A 16,282-nucleotide genomic window follows, 5' to 3' on the forward strand; every position below is an offset into this window, starting at 1 on the left:
CGCACAGGAGTGCACACCGGGGCAGCGGGATTTTGAGCACGGCGGGCTCCGCAGCCGTATCGAGGGCGAGAGCCTCTTGCCGGGGCTCGGTGCGGCATGCGTCCGGATCGTGCCGTGACAGGGACCGTGCCGACAAGGACCGGAGGAACAGATGAGGGTGACCCGACCGCTCGCGCTGAGCGGCGCGGTGGCGATACTGGCGCTGGCCGGCTGCGGCGGATCCGGCGGCAAGGACGAGGCGGCCGTTCCGAAGGAGGTGACCGGCAGCCTGGAGCACATCGCCGCCGAGGCCGACTGCAAGCCGAACATGCAGACCGACGCGGACACCATCCGCCAGGCGCTGTGCAAGAAGGGCAAGGAGAAGTACGTTCTCGCGACCTTCTCCACCGACCGCGGCCAGCGCGAGTGGCTGAACAGCGCCAAGGACTACGGCGGTTACTACCTCGTCGGCCGCAAGTGGGTCGCCGTGGGCCAGCAGAAGACGGTCACGGCACTGCAGGGCACCCTCGGCGGGACCATGGAGGAGGGCTCCGAGCACATGAACCCGGGCGGCAGCCACAACAAGAACGGTCACGACGGCGGCAGCGGCCACCACGGCTGAGCACGCGGGTCGCCCCAGCAGAAGGCCGGCGGTGGGAATTCCCACCGCCGGCCTTCTGCGCTACCGGTTCAGGACTACTGGCAGTCCTGGCCGTCGTTGATGCACTGGACCATCTTGTTCATCACGTTCTCGTCGAAGAAGTTGATGAAGTCGTTGTGGTCGGTGATCGCCTTGTGCAGCTGCTCCGGGAAGGAGTCCACCGCGAAGGCGTTCTGCACCTGGCCGTTGTCGATCTGCGGCGCCTGTACGTCGTAGACCAGTCGGACCTGGAGCTGGGGGATGGCCTTGAAGCCGTTCGAGCAGCTGCCGTCCGCCTCGACGAAGTCGACGTGGGTGCGGTGGTTGGCGCTGTCGATGTTCTGGCCGTCCCAGCAGCTCTGGAAGTTGGACGTCCGCACCACGGAGCTGCCCTCGGGGCAGAGCGGGTACTTGTCCGTCACCTGACGGTCCTCGAAGCCGGTGCAGCTCCAGGAGGTGTTGGCGTTGTTCAGGCCGTTGGTGAGGGACTTGGCGTCACCGGTGATGATGCGCAGGGCCTTCGGCATCGCGACGACGTCGCTGGTGCGGTTGCCGACGAACTTCAGCTGGGCCTCGGCCGGCTCGACGATCTTGCCGACGTTGCCGTCCTGGCCACCGCCGGGCTGACCCGCGTCGATGTCGTCCGAACCGTCCTGGATCCGCAGGACCGGCCAGAAGTACGAGGACTTGTCGCCCTGGTTCTGGCAGGTGGTCTGGGCGTTCGCCAGGTCCTCGTCGCTCGCGAAGGCGTCGTTGCTCTGGTTGCCGACGTAGTCGTGCTGGTGCTGCGCACCGTTGGAGACACCCGGCGCCACGATCACGTTGTCCGAGTTGCGGTTCTCGTTCTCGTTGGTGCCGCAGTTCGTGGTGAACGTGCCCGTGGAACCGCCATCGCCGTTCGCGGCGAGGCCGTTCGGCAGGTTGCGGGAGTTGGGCTGGACGTCCTGGATGTTGATGAAGTCGTCCGCCACCGGGCCGTTGTCGGCCTGCCCGCCGTTGCCGCCCTGCCCGTTGTCCTGGCCGCCGTTGTCCTGGCCCTGGTCCTGACCGCCGTCGTTCTGACCGCCGTCGTTGTTCTGGCCGTCATTGTTCTGGCCGTCGTTGTTCTGGCCACCGCCGGCCTGGCCGTCGTTGGTGTTGGCCTCGGCTGCCATGCCCTGGCACGAGGCCAGCTGCTCGAGGTTGCCCGGGGCCTGCCCGCCCACCCGCCGGATGTTGATGCCGATCCGGTCGATGACCGCGACACGCTTCGACTTCAGCGGGCCGAGGATGGCGTTGTCGACGAAGCTCGCGTCACCGGCCTGGGCCTGACGCGTGGAGGCGAGACGGGTGTAGGCCTCGCTGATCTGCTTGTCGAGGTTGGCCAGCTCCTTGTCCACCCCTTGGCGAGCGCCGTCCGGCACATCGGTCAGCTTCTGTCCTACGTCCGGGCACTGGATCGTGGCGATCTGTGCGCCCGCGGACTTCGTCTGGTTCGCCGAGTTCTCCTCGTGCGCCGAGGCGTAGAAGTTTGCCCAGATCAGCCCGCCCCCACCGAGCGCTAGGGCCGCCGATGCGGCAATGGCCTTGGTGGCCAGCGGCGTACGGCGTTTTCTTGTGTTGCGTCCCATGGAACTCCTCTGACTTCCTTTTTCGGGGGCATCGAGGCGCCCGACAGGAGTGAAGCGGCTCCCTTCCATACGGAGGGCGTCCCACAGGTGTTCAGAGGTCCCGGAAATTGATGCGAGATTCGTGAGGACTCTGTGTCCTCAACGTCCCCTCACGCACCGGCAGTTGTCGATCACCCACCGGGGGTGAACGCGCTGGTCCGGTTTCACCGGCCGTGGTCGAGATACGCCAGAACCGCCAGCACGCGGCGGTTGTCGTCGTCCGAGACCTCCAGCCCCAGTTTGGCGAAGATGTTGGCGGTGTGCTTGGCGATCGCCCGTTCCGTCACGACCAGTTTCCCGGCGATCGCCGCGTTGGACCGGCCCTGCGCCATCAGCTCCAGCACCTCCCGCTCCCGGGGCGTCAGCCGCGCCAGCGGCCGGTCGTCGCCCGACCGGCGCGCCAGCAGCTGCTGGATGACCTGCGGGTCCATCGCCGTACCGCCGGCGGCGACCCGCCGTACCGCGTCCACGAACTGCTCGGCGTCGAACACCCGGTCCTTCAGCAGGTAGCCGACCCCGCCGGTGCCGTCGGCGAGCAGCTCGCGCGCGTACAGCTGCTCCACGTGCTGGGAGAGCACCAGCACCGGCAGACCGGGCCGCTTCCTGCGGGCGTCGAGCGCGCACTGCAGGCCCTCGTCGGTCTGCGTGGGCGGCAGGCGCACGTCGACGACGGCGACGTCCGGGTCCAGTTCGGCCAGCGCGGCGGCCAGTTCGGGCCCGGTCTCGACGGCCGCCGCGATCTCGAAGCCGTGCGCCCGCAGCAGCCGGACGAGTCCGTCGCGCAGCAGGAAGAGGTCTTCGGCCAGGACTACGCGCAAGGGATCTCCACGGTGACCATGGTGGGGCCGCCCGCGGGACTGCTGACGGCCAGGACGCCGTCGAATGTACCGAGCCGCCGCTCGACCCCGGCCAGCCCCGAACCGGCCCCGATCACCGCACCGCCCCTGCCGTTGTCCGTGACGGTCGCCCGCAGCATGCCGTCCGCCCGGTGCAGGTCGACCCAGATCCGGTCGGCGCCCGAGTGCTTCACGGCGTTGGTGAGCACCTCGCTCACGGCGAAGTACGCGGCCGACTCCACGGGCGCCTCGGCCCGCCGGGGCAGATCCACGCTCACCTCGGTGGCCACCGGCAGCCGCAGCGCCAGCGCCCGCACGGCGTCGCCCAGGCCGCGTTCGGCGAGGACCGGCGGATGGATGCCGCGCACCAGCTCGCGCAGCTCGGTCAGGGCCTCGACCGAGGAGGCGCGGGCCTGCGCGATCAGCTTCTTCGCCTGGTCCGGGTCCTTGTCGAGGAGCGCCTCGATGGTGCCCAGGTCCATGCCGACGGCGACCAGCCGGGCCTGCGCCCCGTCGTGCAGGTCCCGCTCGATGCGCCGCAGTTCGGCCGCGGAGGCGTCGACGGCGTCGCGCCGCGTCTCGGTCAGCACCCGCACCCGCTCGGCCAGTTGCCCCTGGCTGCCGCCGAGCACGGCCCTGGTGAGCCGGAAGTGGACGCCCAGCAGACGGGGGGTCCAGAAGTGTGCGAGGAACAGCAGCACCAGCCCCAGGGCCGCCGCACCGAACGCGGACGCCTGCCCGGTGACCGGCACGAATCCGTACCAGTAGCCGTCGGGGAAGACCCGCCACAGCCCGAGCGCGAGCGCGAACCCCTCCAGCGGATAGAGCAGCAGCACCGCCGGCAGCAGCGCCGTCACGAACCCCGCGGTCATGTCGACCGGCAGCCACAGCAGGTCCCGCCAGGTCGCCGGATCGCGCAGCATCCCGAAGGTGCGCGCCCAGGGGTTGGCGTTCTCCGGCAGCGGCCGGTACGCCGGGGGGATCCGCACCCCGCCCCACTCCGCCGCGAGCACCCGCCGCGCGTTCGCGAACGCCCGTACCCCCGTCAGCACGTACGGAGTGGTGACGATCCCGACCCCGATCGGGATGAGCGCGATCGAGACCAGGGACAGGCAGAAGCACAGCACCGCCCCCGGCAGGGAGACGAGGGCCAGCGCGAGCCCCCGCACCGCGGCGAGCCCGATGCCCCGCCCTGTCGTCCGCCCGGTGCCGTTCTTCGTGTCCGTGGTCATGGCGTCAGTCTCGCCGAGCGGACGTGGCCGGTCACGGGGCCGGGCACCCGGTCCGGGGGGGGTGCTACGTACACCTGAGGGCGAACGCCCGGTGTTCAGCCGCCGGTTCCGGCCGCGAGCACCTTCGCCTCCACCTCCGGGTCGAGGCCCTTGCGGGTCCGGTCGGGGCGCTGGGGCGCGACACCGCCGATGCCGCACAGCCAGTTCCAGGTGTCGGCCACCGTCTCCTCGACGGGCCGGCAGACCAGGCCGGTCCCGACCGCCCGGGAGACGTCCGCGCCGTGCAGGGCGTCGTGCAGGTCGCTGCCCGGCGGCACCCACACCGGCAACTCCGTCCACGGCTCGATGCCCGCCTCCAGGATCACCTGCGGCTCGGTCCAGCGGAGTTCGGCCGTACCGCCCGTGACCCGCGCGCACGCCTCGAGGAACGTCCCCATCGTGGCGTGCCCCTGCGGGCTCATCAGGTTGTACGGCCCGCTCAGCTCCTGCTCCACCGTGCCGAGGATCCACTCCGACAGGTCCCGGACGTCGACGTACTGCAGGGGGAGGTCCCGCGGCCCCGGCGCCAGGACCGGGCCGCCCAGGGCCGTCCGGGTCAGCCACCACGGGAGACGGCCGACGTTCTCGTACCGGCCGAGGAGCAGCCCGGCCCGGACGAGCAGCGAGCGGTCCGCGCCGAAGGACTCGACGGCGGCCAGCTCGCCGCCCCTCTTGTCCCGGGCGTAGTCGGTCTGCTCCGCGTCGGCCGACGCCCCCTCCACCAGGGGCGCGTCCTCGTCGTACCCGGCGGGCGGGGCCCACGCGTACACCGAGCAGCTCGACACGTACACGTACCGGCCGGCGCGGCCCCGCAGCAGCCGCGCCGTGTCCAGCACCGCCCGGGGCGCCGCCGACCAGGTGTCCACGACGACGTCCCACTCGCCCGGGTCGTCGGCCAGGGCGGCCAGACCGCCGGGCGCGGTGCGGTCACCGAGCAGGGACCGGACACCCGGCGGGGCCGCGTGCCGGCCCCGGTGGAAGACGGTCACCTCCCAGCCCCGCCCCAGCGCCGCCTCCACGACGGCCCGTCCCACGAACTCCGTACCGCCCAGCATCAGAAGTCTCATGCCGGTGACTCTGCCCGGTCGGGCGAGGGCACGGAACGGGGATCTGCTGTCGGCAGAGACGGAGCGCCCAGGCCGTCCGCGGGCGTCAGTGTCCCGTCGGGGGCACGTACTTGTAGCCCACGCGGCGCACCGTGCGGATCGTGTCGCGGTGCTCCACGCCCAGCTTGCGGCGCAGTCGCGCGATGTGGACGTCGACCGTGCGGCCGTCGCCGACGTGTCCGTAGCCCCACACCGTGCCGACCAGCTGGTCGCGGGTGTGCACCCGGCCCGGGTGCGCCACCAGGTGTGCCAGCAGCTCGAACTCCAGGTAGGTGAGGTCGAGCGGCTGCCCGGCCACCCGGGCGGTGCGCTGCACGGTGTCGACCCGGATGACCGGCTCGCCGGCCGGCTCGGCGACGGGCTCCGGGCCGGCGGCCTGCGGCAGGTCGGGCACCGCCACCGGGAACGGCGGCTGCTGGTCGGCCGGGACGAGCACCAGGTAGCCGATCATCGGCGGCTGCCCCGGCAGCGTGGGCAGGGTGTGCTGCGGTGCCGGCAGCCAGGTGGCACCCGGCGGCAGCAGGTCCGCGACCGTGACCACCTCGTCCCGGTCGACGGCACGCAGCCGGTGCCGGGGGCCGTGCGGCGCGGGGGTGGTGAGAGGGGCGGCGGTGGACAGGGAACGAGTGGTCGCCATGAGAGGTCAGCTCTTTCGCGCGAGGAGTTCGTCGGGAGGGTCGACGGCCGCGATTCGTGGTCGGGCTCGCCGAGGGACGTACGCGGTGCGCGCTGGCCGAAGGCCGGGGTGTACGGCTTTAGAGGGCCGGCGCGTTCGTCGCGCGGCAACACACCCGGTCGAAGTCGTGGTCCTGGCGGGACGGCCAGAAGGGCTCGAGGTCATGACGACCCGTCGCGATGCACTTCTGGTAGCTGGCCATGACCCCATTGAAGCAGAGCCGATCGCCCACCGGGACCCTCCTCTCACTGTTCGGACAACAACGCCCCGTCAGGGGCGCGGGGAACTGCGCGAAAAGCCACGACGCCGCGGCAGACGAACGGGGGCGCCCACCGCGAACGGCGAGCGCCCCTGCGCGAAACAACGGGCCGGGTCAGACCTGACCGGCCTTCTCCAGCGCCGAGCAGCAGGTGTCGACGAGCAGACGCGTCACCACGTACGGGTCGACGTTGGCGTTCGGACGGCGGTCCTCGATGTAACCCTTGCCGTCCTTCTCGACCTGCCAGGGGATACGGACCGAGGCGCCGCGGTTGGAGACACCGTAGGAGTACTCGTTCCACGGGGCGGTCTCGTGCAGGCCGGTGAGGCGGTCGTCGATGCCGGCGCCGTAGTTCTTGACGTGGTCGAGCGGCTTGGAGCCCTCGCCGAGCGACTCGGCAGCGGTGATGATCGCGTCGTAGCCCTCGCGCATCGCCTTGGTGGAGAAGTTGGTGTGCGCACCGGCGCCGTTCCAGTCGCCCTTGACCGGCTTGGGGTCGAGGGTGGCGGCGATGTCGAAGTCCTCGGCGGTGCGGTAGAGCAGCCAGCGGGCCACCCACAGGTGGTCGGAGACCTCCAGCGGGGAGACCGGACCGACCTGGAACTCCCACTGGCCGGGCATGACCTCGGCGTTGATGCCGGAGATCGCGAGACCGGCCTTCAGGCAGTTGTCCAGGTGCGCCTCGACGACGTCACGGCCGAAGATCTCGTCCGCGCCGACACCGCAGTAGTAGCCGCCCTGCGGGGCCGGGAAGCCGCCCTTGGGGAAGCCGAGCGGGTAACCGTCCTTGAAGAACGTGTACTCCTGCTCGATGCCGAAGATCGGCTCCTGCGCCGCGAACTTCTCCGCGACGTCGGCCAGCGCCGCACGGGTGTTGCTGGCGTGCGGGGTGAGGTCGATGTTCAGGACCTCGCACAGCACCAGGATGTCGTCGCCGCCGCGGATCGGGTCCGGGCAGCTGAAGACCGGCTTGAGGACACAGTCCGAGGAGTGGCCCTCGGCCTGGTTGGTCGACGACCCGTCGAAGCCCCAGATCGGCAGCGCGTCGAGACCGGCGGGAGAACCCGCGATGATCTTGGTCTTGGAACGCAGTTTGGCCGTCGGCTCGGTGCCGTCGATCCAGATGTACTCAGCCTTGAAGGTCACGGGCCACATCCTCGGGTGTGTCTGGGCGCGTATCGCGGGTGCGTGCGGCGCAGCGGCACCGGTGCGCCGCGTCTGCTGCCCGGCAGCCTGACAACAGGCGATTTCCCGGCCATTGCTCGCATGTGAACCCCGTGTTACCCGGCCATACTGTGCCGCACTTCACGCCGTGAGGGCGTTTCGCGGGTGCGGCGCAGGTCACCGGCTCCCCTCCGTCAAGCCGGTGACCCCGCGCAGCACGGCCCGCACGCGCCGGTCCTGCCGCCCCTGGCCGGGGGCGGCAGGACCGGTGACACGTACGAGGGGCGGCCGAGGGGGTGGCCGCCGCCTCATCGACTCACTCGGCCGTGGGGCCTCACCCCACCTTCTCGATCAGGGCCCGGCGGATCAGGAACTTGCCGGGCTCACGGACCTGTTCGAAGGCCGCGTTGTTGAGCAGCGCACAGCTGCCGGAGACCGAAGTGACCTCCACCGTCGTGGACTTGTTGTTGTCCAGGTTGGTGACCTTCAGCTTCGTGCCGGCCGGGAACTGGTTGCTGGACGCGGCGGGCGCACCGCCCTCGCCGGAGAGCGTCACCGTGGAGCCGTTGCACACCTGCTGCCCGGAGGCGGCGGCACCGCCCCCGGTGTCTCCCGCGGGGGCGGACTCGGCGGGCTGCGACGGCTGGGCCGAGGCCGCGGGCGGCTGGGCCGCGTCGGCGGGCTGCGACGGCTGCGCGGTCTGGGAGTCCTGAGCCGACTCCCCGACGGCGCACCCCGACGCCTCCTGCTTCCGCTTGATCTCCGCGACGACCGCCTCGCGGTTGGCGATCCGCGCCTCGGACTGCGCGTCCGGCTTGGCCCGCTGGTCCGCGATGAACTTCTGGTTGTTGCCGAGGGCGGTGGCGAGACCCAGACAGGCCGTCGACTCCGACGCCGACTTGGGGGTCGGCGGCGTTGCGTTCGACGTGCCGGCCATGACGAAGGCCCCGCCTCCCGCCACCGTCGCCGCGCTCACCAGCAGCGCGATCTTCTTCTTCGTACCGAGAGTTCTCCTGCGCGACATGCGCGCCTCCTGAAGAGGTAGGGGAGCGTACGCCGCTATGTACGAGATACCGAACGAGGTTACTCAGCGGTTTCAGGAGTCACTCAAGTGACCTGCGCCACACGGGGTGTGGCGGCCGGTCAACGCGACAGGGCGTCCCGGACGGCCTCGTCGGTGCGGCCGACCACCGCCGTTCCGTCGTCCGCGGTGATGATGGGGCGCTGGATCAGCTTGGGGTGTTCGGCGAGGGCGGTGATCCAGCGGTCGCGCGCAGCGGCGTCCCGCGGCCACTCCTCGAGTCCGAGTTCCTTGGCATCGGCCTCCTGGGTGCGGGTGATGTCCCAGGGTTCGAGACCGAGGCGCTCGAGCACGCCCCGGATCTCGTCCTCGCTCGGCACGTCCTCGAGGTAGCGGCGGACGGTGTAGTCGGCGCCCTCGGCGTCGAGCAGCGTCAGGGCGCTGCGGCACTTCGAACACGCGGGATTGATCCAGATCTCCATGCGCACACGGTACGCGCCGACCGGCTTGTTCGAATTCCTGGCGCCCCTCGCGCCCCTGTTGTGACACGGTGCCAATTCCCCCGCTCACCAGGGCATTTGGCGGTCTCTGCGGGCTCCCCGTTGTCAGTGCCGGGCGGTAGACTGTAAGCAGTGTTCGAGGGTGGCGCCGGGGATGCCGACGTCTTCGGTGAGCCGCCCGACCGCGACAGGAGGATGCCTGTGCCCGCTGCCGCCCTGAAGTCGAAGCCGCTGCCCACCCAGTCCACCGCGAAGCGTCCCGTTCCGCTCGACCTGCCGCACGCGCCCGTGGAGAAGCGGCCGCTGCCGCCGGGCCGGCCGCGCCAGTGGTACGTGACGCACAACCGCCGTCTCAAGGCGATGCGCCTGGCCATCGCCCTGCTCGACTCGGGCGTCCACATGCCGAACCAGGCCCGCAACGAGACGATCCGCGACACGGCGGAGCTGATTGGCGTCCACCCGCCGTCGGACACGACGTGCCACATGGTGCGGGCCTTCATGCGGTACGCCCGCTGACCCGCTCCGGTCCGAGCGCCGGGCACCCCGACGACGGGGCGCCCGGCGCTCGTTCATGCCGCCGGCCGGGTGCCGTGCACACCGGCGGGTTCAGACGGGCGAAACCCTTCTGGCGCTCGTAGGGGAAGTAGGGGCACGGCGCCGGGCGGTGGCTCGCCGCGTCGAGCCTGGCCGCCTGGTCGGGGGTGAGGCTCCAGCCGACGGCGCCGAGGTTCTGGCGCAGCTGCCGCTCGTCCCGTGCGCCGATGAGGGCGGAGGACACGGTCGGTCGCCGCAGCAGCCAGTTCAGGGCGATCTGCGGTACCGCCCTGCCCGTCTCCTCGGCGATCTTCTCCACTGCGTCGACGACGTCGTAGAGCCAGGGGGTGACAGCGAACCCTGCCCGCCCCGCCGCCCGGCACGCCGAGAGCGTGCCCGAGCTCTCGGCTCAGGGGCCGGCTCGACGTTCCTCCACCGCCTCGGCACGCGTGAGGTGCGTCCTCGTTTCGAAACCCCGGGCGCAGGGCCGCGGCCCGCCGTCCCCCACCGCCTCGGCGAGAGGCGCCGGTCTCAGCCCGCCGTCAGTTCCTTCTCCAGCGGCGTGCGGAAGCGCGGCGTGATCCTGGCCGGGCCCAGCCACCCGCTCAGCCGCTCCGCCTCCGACTCGATCGCCGCGAGGGCGTCCCGGCCGACGCCCTCCTCGTCGAGGATCCGCCGGACGATCTCACCGTCCGGCCGCTGAGCCCAGCCGCCGACCACCCGCCCGTTCCACCACACCGTCGGTCCGACGTTGCCGCTGCCGTCGAACAGCCGGGGCCGCAGCTCCGGCGCCAGGTACCAGTCGCGCTCCCGCCACCCCATCGCCGTCGGATCGAGGCCCGGCAGCAGCGCGGCCCAGGGCTCCTCGGGCCCGGCGACCGGGTCGGCGTCGCCCTCGGTCACGTACCCCGTGCCCTCGTCCAGCGACACCGCCTCCGCCCCGATCGCGGCCAGGGCCCCGCGGACCTCCGTCACACGCCACCCCGTCCACCACTTCAGGTCGGTCTCGGTCGCCGGGCCGCACGCGGCGAGCCACCGCCTCAGCAGCTCGACCTGCGCCCCGGCCGTGTCCAGTTCGGGATGCTCGGGCGCGACCGCCCAGCGGAACCGGCTCGACGTCCAGGAGCCGAGCGGCCGGCCGCGGACGACCTTCCCCTCCACACCCAGCACCCTCAGCAGCCGCGTCGAAACCGTGTGCAGCCCCTCGTAGCTCTTCCCGGCCGCGTATACGAACTGCTCCCGCAGGCGCGGTTCGTCCTCGGCGAGTTCGGCGGCCGTCGCCTGCCCGCGCCGGGCGAGTGCCGCCAGCGTCGACACCTCGACCTCCCTCAGCCAGGCCGCGTCCGGCGCACCGGCCGTCGCCATGTGCTTGAGCAGCGAGGCCCTCTCCCGGGCGGCGACGGCCAGCCCCGTAGAGGCGTGCACGACGGCGGTCAGCTCGCGGGGGAACACGAACACGGTGTGCCGCATGCCGTGCATCCGCACCAGACGACGGTCCACGTACAGGGCCCGCTCGGTCTCCTCCACCGTCCTCGCGGGGTCGGCGAGCCGCGCGCCCACGGCCAGGTACACCGTCGCCGGGTCGGTGCCGTGCAGCGCGACGAGCGAGCCGGCGACCTCCTCGGGCGTCCCCGCCCGTGCCCGCCCGGCCAGCCGCTGCCGCAGCGCGAGCCGGGCCCGCCGCTCCGCCACACCGATGTACCGCTGCGCACCCATGACGGCCTCCACTCGTCGCGTCCCTCGGCCCGACGGCATCATCGCGGACGCCACTGACATCACCCGCCGAACACCTCAGGCATACCGCTTCAGCAGCCCCGTCACATACGCCTTCAGCCGCCCGCCCAGCACCTCCGGTGTCAGATCGGACCGCCCCAGCTCCCGCCACGGCCCGGCGAGCTTCGCCGCGTCGGGTACGTAGGCCAGCGCGTCGAGCAGCCGCCAGTACAGATGGTCCGGGCCGTCGGCCAGGCGCCGTCCGCCCTGCGCCTCGTAGCGCTCCCGGAAGGCGAGGCCCCACTCCGGCCCGTGCAGCAGCGCGAGTGCCGTCGAACAGTGGGCGACGTCCAGGTCGGCCGGTCCCCACGAGGTCTCCACCCAGTCGACGACCCCGCTGATCCGCAGACCGGCCCCCGAGCCCGTGAACAGCACGTTCCCGGGGTGGAAGTCCCGGTGCAGAAAGCAGCCGTCGTAGGGCGGGGGAGTGCGGCGGACGACGTCCACGGCCCGGTCCCACCCCGGTGGGACCGCCTCCGGCGAGGTCCACGCCTGGTACGCCCGCGGACGGTCCCGGGGCACGATCCGGTGGATCCGCGCCAGCTGGGCCGCGAGCAGGTCCACCCGGGCATCGAGGTCCTGCTCGTCGACCCGGACCCGGCCGGGCAGGACGGACATCAGCAGGGACGGATGGTCGCAGTGCCCGGCCGTCGCGTCGACGGCGATCAGCTCGGGGGCCGGTACGCCCTCCTGCTCCGCCAGCAGCGTGAGAGTCTCCGCCTCGCGGACCAGCAGGCCGGGCGCGTGCCGCCGGAAGAAGGGCTTCACGAAGGTCCGCAGCGCCAGTTCGGTGCCATCGTCGAGGGTGAGCCGCCGCATCTGGGCACTCCGTCCGCCGACCAGAAAAGACGACTTGTCGACGGTACGGCCTTCGGGAAGCTGCTTGGCCACCCACCCGCAGGTCGCCGTCCAGCCCTGCTCGCCGAGGCCGGTCAGCAGGGCGGTGGCGCACGCGCTCCGGTCGCCGGGATGATCACGGAACCACAGGCCCAAGCGGTGCCCCGCTTCGGGAAGTACCTGGTGGGTGAACTGCGCGCGGCGGGCCAGCGCGTCGGAGAGGACCTCCGTCACGGCGGGTGGGATGACCTCGTCCGTGCCGGGCACGACCAGCACGGCCCGCCCCTCGTACGCCCGCAGCACATCCAGGGCGGGGGAGTTGCGCCAGCTCCCGGGGCGGCGGATGACCTCGCTGAACGGCCCGTCGCCCGCGCCGAACGGCACGTCCCATGCCTCGCCCGCGTACACCGCCGGCGCGCACAGCCCCAGGGCCGCCACCCGGTCCCCATAGTGCCGCACGAGATCCGCCACGGTCTGACCGCTCATGCTGAACCCGACCAGCACCAGCGGCGCGCCCTCGCGCGCGCGGGCGTCGATGACGGAGACGGCCTGCTCGAAACGGCGGCGCAGGCTCAACTCGCTCAGCAGGCCGGTGCTCTCCCCGTGCCCCGAGAAGTCGAAGGCGAGGGCGTGGCAGCCGTGCGCGGCGAACTCCGCCAGCCATGGCACCACTCGCTCCTTGCTGCCGTTGCCCGCGCCGTGCAGCAGGACGACCGTCGCCCGGCCCGGCCGACCACCGCCGGTGGCCAGCCCGCTGAGCCGTTCGCCGCCGACGACGCGGTGGAAAGGGATCAGCTCACTCATGTGGCCATTCACTCACGCGGCCCCGGCCGATGAAGGGCGTTCACGCCGGGGAGGAGTCGCATCCGGGTGCTGTGACGCGGGGTGTCGCCGTATCCGGTTCAGGGCGCGGAGCGCCTGGATCACTGATCGGTGCTTCGGTGCTTCGGTGGTGATGCGAACTTGTGTGCCGGTTGTCGCTGGTCGGGGTGGTGGCTGCGGGATCGGGGACGCGTGTGCGGCGATCGTACGTATGGTCCTTGGCAGGGTTCGGTATGTCTTGTCGTTGCGGGAAGGGGGCGGGATGGTGCACGTGGGGGCGGCTGCGGAGGCGGCCGGGCATGCCCGCTACACCTACCGATTGCGTGTGTCGTCCGCCGCTCGCCTGATGTTGGTGGCGGAGTGGGACCGGTGCCGGTGGCTGTGGAATGAGTGTGTCGCCAAGTCCAGGGCCGTGCATGCGCACAACCGGGCGACGGGGGAGAAGCAGACGTGTGGCCCGGCGCAGCTCGATCGGATGCTGACCGAGGCCCGGCGAACGACGGCGTGGCTGCGGGAGGGCTCCTCGGTTGTCCAGCAGCAGGTCATCCGCGACTTCGGCCGGTCCCGCGCAAGAGCCCAAAAGGACATCAAAGAGCGCCTGCCCATGGCGCGCCGGGCGGGGATGCCCACGCACAAGAAGAAGCGTGAGGCTCTGCCGACCCTGAACTACACCAAGCGTGGATTCAGCCTGAAGGACGGCCGGTTGCATCTGGCGGGCGGGGTCGTGGTGGGGGTGGTGTGGTCGCGGGAGCTTGCGGCGGAGCCGTCCTCGGTGCGTGTGTACCGGGACAGCCTGGGCCACTGGTACGGCTCCTTCGTCGTGCCCGCCGAGGTCCAGCCGCTACCGCCCACCGGCCGGGTGCTCGGTGTCGACTGGGGCGTGAAACAGACCGCGACCACCACATCCGACGCCCACGACCTGCCGCACCCCGAACACGGCAGGAAGGCAAGCAGGAAGCTGACCCGCTATGACCGGATGATGGCCCGCCGCAGGCCGAAGAAGGGCCGGCCCGCGTCGAAGGGCTACCGCGAGGCGAAGAAGCTGCGGGCCAAGGCGTACAAGAAGACCGCCCGACAGCGCCAGGACACCGGCCGTAAGTGGGCCAAGAAGGTGGTCCGTGACCACGACGCCATCGCGGTGGAGGACTTCCGCCCGAAGTTCCTCGCCAGGACCACCATGGCCCGCAAGGCCGGGGACGCCGCCGTCGGCGCTACCAAGGTCGCTCTGCTGGAGATGGGCCGCAAGCACGGGCGGGATGTCCGCCTGGTCCACCCCGCGCACACCACGATGGACTGTGCCAGCTGCATGACGAGAGCCAAGCATGCACTGCCACTGGGTGAGCGCACCTACACCTGCGCCGCGTGCGGTGCCGTGTCCCCACGGGACAAGAACTCCGCACGCGTGATGCTCGTCCGGGCTGGTCTCAACCCGGCTGGTGCCGATGGCGGAAGACCCCCGGGAGCGCTGCTCCCGGAGGCAGCCTGAGCCAGGAATCCCCTCCCTTCAGGGAGGGGAGGATTCAAGCACTCGTCCCACCGCCAGTCTGCACCCGGGCCCTGCCATGAAGGGGTCGTGATCACCCCCAGGACCGGCAAAGCCGTCAGCCGTCGGCGCTCACCGCGTAACCGGGCACGGACGGCCACCGCACCGTCAGCACGACCGACTCCTCCTCGGCCACCCACGAGTGATCGACGCCGCGCCCCCACACGACGTAGTCGCCCTGCCGCTCCAGCAGCACACTGCGCCCCGGCAGCTCCACCCGGAACCGCCCGCTGATCAGCACGAGCAGCGCGGTACGAGCCTCACCCCGCACCCACTGCGCCCTCTCGTCACCCGGGGGATGAACACCCCACTTGATCTCCACGTCCTCGCTGTGCCGCGGATCCCCGGCGTCCTTGAAATGCCCGAGAATCCAGCCCCGGTCCAGCGCGGCGTCCGCACCGGCGTTGCCCACGTACACACGATCGTCCACGGGGCCGGACGCTAACAGCCGCCAAATCCAGGTGCCTACCGCCGCAGCGATGGTGTGTCATCAGGGCCATGACGATCGAGGTGGGCAGTCCAGGGATCGGCGGCTTGGGCGAGGCCGTGGACGTGCTGCGGGAGTGGCAGGACGACGGAGCGCCGATGCAACTGCACCCGGGAGACGTGGGCTGGTTCTGGCGGTTCGGCGCGGGGGCGACGGCCGCGGCGGTACGGACCTGGAGCCGTGCCGGACGGATCCTCGCCGTCGGGCTGCTGGACGGCCCCGAGCTGCTACGGCTGACGACGGCACCGGACGTCCGCCAGGACGAGGAGCTGGCTCGGCATCTGGTGGCGGACCTGACCGAGCCGGAGCGCGGCGTGCTGAAGGAGGGCGAGGCGTACGTCGAGGCGCCCGTCGGCTCGACGGTCCAGGAGCTGCTGTGCCAGGAGGGCTGGAGCATCGACGCGCCCTGGACGCCGCTGCGCCGCGACCTGACGGAGCCGGTGGAGGAGCCGGGCGTGCGGATCGAGGTGATCGGGCCGGAGCAGGCGTACGTGCGGGCCGCCGTACAGCGGGCGTCGTTCGGCAGGTCCACGTTCACGGAGGACCACTGGCACGCGATGGCTGCCGGAGTTCCGTACGCCGACGCCCGGTGTCTGGTCGCGTACGACGGCCGGGACGACGCCGTCGCGACGGTGACCGTGTGGTCGGCGGGTCCGGGGAAGCCCGGGGTGCTCGAGCCGATGGGCGTGCACCGGGACCATCGCGGGCTGGGCCACGGCAAGGCGATCAGCGTCGCCGCGGCTGCCGCCCTGCGTGAGCTGGGCTCGTCGAGCGCGCTCGTGTGCACCCCGAGCTCCAACGCCGCCGCCGTCGCCACCTACCGGGCGGCCGGCTTCGAGCCCCTCCCCGAGGTCAGGGACCGACGCCGTGACGCGAGCTCGTCCCGGCGGTCCGGACCTAGTAGGGCGCCCGGAAGTTGATGTACCCCAGCAGCACGATCACCGCCGCCACGCAGCCCAGCACCACGGCGGTCGAGACCCAGGGGGAGCGGCGGCGGGAGCCGACGTGCTCGGGGTCGGCACGGAACGGCATCGGACCGGGCGGGTCGTGCTTCCAGCGCGCGGCGAGCATACGGGCCCGGGCCGAGGGCTCCTTGTGCTCGGCTCCGTCCGCCCATCTCAGGTCGAACTCGCGCTCCTGGTCGTCCTGTTCGTGCTCGGGCATTCCCATCCACCCCCGTGTGGT

At 71.7% G+C, this 16,282-nt stretch carries 17 protein-coding genes and 1 pseudogene; 4 read left to right on the forward strand and 14 right to left on the reverse strand.

Annotation, left to right across the window (positions count from 1 at the left end; translation table 11 throughout):
* The first annotated feature begins 151 nt into the window (after window positions 1–151).
* The gene (locus ABTX60_RS35250; RefSeq protein ID WP_352101095.1) at window positions 152–601 is read left to right on the forward strand and encodes a hypothetical protein; all 450 of its coding nucleotides are present in this window, start codon (window positions 152–154) and stop codon (window positions 599–601) included.
* A gap of 74 nt (window positions 602–675) precedes the next feature.
* On the opposite strand, the gene ABTX60_RS35255 is transcribed toward ABTX60_RS35250, so the two are convergent.
* The 9 genes from ABTX60_RS35255 to ABTX60_RS35295 form a co-directional block, all read right to left on the reverse strand.
* Window positions 676–2,229 (reverse strand): DUF1996 domain-containing protein, encoded by a 1,554-nt coding sequence (locus ABTX60_RS35255; protein ID WP_352101096.1) that lies wholly within the window; start codon window positions 2,227–2,229, stop codon window positions 676–678.
* 203 nt (window positions 2,230–2,432) lie between these two features.
* Window positions 2,433–3,086 (reverse strand): LuxR C-terminal-related transcriptional regulator, encoded by a 654-nt coding sequence (locus ABTX60_RS35260; protein WP_352101097.1) that lies wholly within the window; start codon window positions 3,084–3,086, stop codon window positions 2,433–2,435.
* Window positions 3,077–4,336 (reverse strand): sensor histidine kinase, encoded by a 1,260-nt coding sequence (locus ABTX60_RS35265; protein WP_352101098.1) that lies wholly within the window; start codon window positions 4,334–4,336, stop codon window positions 3,077–3,079. Before ABTX60_RS35265 ends, ABTX60_RS35260 begins: the two co-directional genes overlap by 10 nt.
* A 95-nt stretch (window positions 4,337–4,431) precedes the next feature.
* On the reverse strand, window positions 4,432–5,442 hold the full coding sequence (locus ABTX60_RS35270; protein WP_352101099.1) for an SDR family oxidoreductase: 1,011 nt from the start codon (window positions 5,440–5,442) through the stop codon (window positions 4,432–4,434).
* Between the two features lie 85 nt (window positions 5,443–5,527).
* Window positions 5,528–6,118 (reverse strand): winged helix-turn-helix domain-containing protein, encoded by a 591-nt coding sequence (locus tag ABTX60_RS35275; RefSeq protein WP_352101100.1) that lies wholly within the window; start codon window positions 6,116–6,118, stop codon window positions 5,528–5,530.
* Between the two features lie 118 nt (window positions 6,119–6,236).
* Entirely contained in the window at window positions 6,237–6,359 is a 123-nt protein-coding gene (locus ABTX60_RS35280; RefSeq protein WP_344368936.1) for a hypothetical protein, read from the reverse strand.
* Window positions 6,360–6,530: 171 nt separating this feature from the next.
* Window positions 6,531–7,562: a glutamine synthetase gene (glnII, locus tag ABTX60_RS35285; protein WP_352101101.1), complete on the reverse strand. Its 1,032-nt coding sequence runs from the start codon at window positions 7,560–7,562 to the stop codon at window positions 6,531–6,533.
* 352 nt (window positions 7,563–7,914) lie between these two features.
* Entirely contained in the window at window positions 7,915–8,604 is a 690-nt protein-coding gene (locus ABTX60_RS35290) for an SCO2207 family protein (RefSeq protein ID WP_352101102.1), read from the reverse strand.
* Window positions 8,605–8,723: 119 nt separating this feature from the next.
* Window positions 8,724–9,083 carry an arsenate reductase family protein gene (locus ABTX60_RS35295; protein ID WP_352101103.1) on the reverse strand — a complete coding sequence of 120 codons (360 nt, stop codon included), beginning with the start codon at window positions 9,081–9,083 and terminating at the stop codon, window positions 8,724–8,726.
* Window positions 9,084–9,302: 219 nt separating this feature from the next.
* Between ABTX60_RS35295 and ABTX60_RS35300 the strand changes: the two genes are divergently transcribed.
* On the forward strand, window positions 9,303–9,617 hold the full coding sequence (locus tag ABTX60_RS35300) for a hypothetical protein (protein ID WP_352101145.1): 315 nt from the start codon (window positions 9,303–9,305) through the stop codon (window positions 9,615–9,617).
* A 79-nt stretch (window positions 9,618–9,696) separates the two neighbouring features.
* On the opposite strand, the pseudogene ABTX60_RS35305 reads toward ABTX60_RS35300, so the two are convergent.
* From ABTX60_RS35305 to ABTX60_RS35315, 3 genes and pseudogenes are all read right to left on the reverse strand, one after another.
* Window positions 9,697–9,984, reverse strand: a pseudogene (locus tag ABTX60_RS35305) (aldo/keto reductase); the annotation flags it as partial.
* Between the two features lie 182 nt (window positions 9,985–10,166).
* The gene (locus tag ABTX60_RS35310) at window positions 10,167–11,351 is read right to left on the reverse strand and encodes a winged helix DNA-binding domain-containing protein (RefSeq protein ID WP_352101104.1); all 1,185 of its coding nucleotides are present in this window, start codon (window positions 11,349–11,351) and stop codon (window positions 10,167–10,169) included.
* Between the two features lie 75 nt (window positions 11,352–11,426).
* On the reverse strand, window positions 11,427–13,049 hold the full coding sequence (locus ABTX60_RS35315; protein ID WP_352101105.1) for an alpha/beta fold hydrolase: 1,623 nt from the start codon (window positions 13,047–13,049) through the stop codon (window positions 11,427–11,429).
* A gap of 280 nt (window positions 13,050–13,329) precedes the next feature.
* On the opposite strand from ABTX60_RS35315, the gene ABTX60_RS35320 reads away from it, so the two are divergent.
* Window positions 13,330–14,553: an RNA-guided endonuclease InsQ/TnpB family protein gene (locus ABTX60_RS35320; RefSeq protein WP_352101106.1), complete on the forward strand. Its 1,224-nt coding sequence runs from the start codon at window positions 13,330–13,332 to the stop codon at window positions 14,551–14,553.
* Window positions 14,554–14,668: 115 nt separating this feature from the next.
* On the opposite strand, the gene ABTX60_RS35325 is transcribed toward ABTX60_RS35320, so the two are convergent.
* On the reverse strand, window positions 14,669–15,040 hold the full coding sequence (locus tag ABTX60_RS35325) for a cupin domain-containing protein (protein WP_352101107.1): 372 nt from the start codon (window positions 15,038–15,040) through the stop codon (window positions 14,669–14,671).
* Between the two features lie 68 nt (window positions 15,041–15,108).
* Here ABTX60_RS35325 and ABTX60_RS35330 point away from each other — a divergent pair, with 68 nt between their 5' ends.
* Complete coding sequence (locus ABTX60_RS35330; protein ID WP_352101108.1) at window positions 15,109–16,017, forward strand: GNAT family N-acetyltransferase; 909 nt, start codon at window positions 15,109–15,111, stop codon at window positions 16,015–16,017.
* Here ABTX60_RS35330 and ABTX60_RS35335 read toward each other — a convergent pair.
* Window positions 15,995–16,261 (reverse strand): SCO2583/SCO2584 N-terminal domain-containing protein, encoded by a 267-nt coding sequence (locus ABTX60_RS35335; RefSeq protein WP_352101109.1) that lies wholly within the window; start codon window positions 16,259–16,261, stop codon window positions 15,995–15,997. The two genes, ABTX60_RS35330 and ABTX60_RS35335, sit on opposite strands and share 23 nt — an antisense overlap.
* Between the last annotated feature and the right edge of the window lie 21 nt (window positions 16,262–16,282).

It is taken from the genome of Streptomyces sp. NPDC126510 (genome assembly GCF_040302345.1).
Taxonomy (GTDB): Bacteria; Actinomycetota; Actinomycetes; order Streptomycetales; family Streptomycetaceae; genus Streptomyces.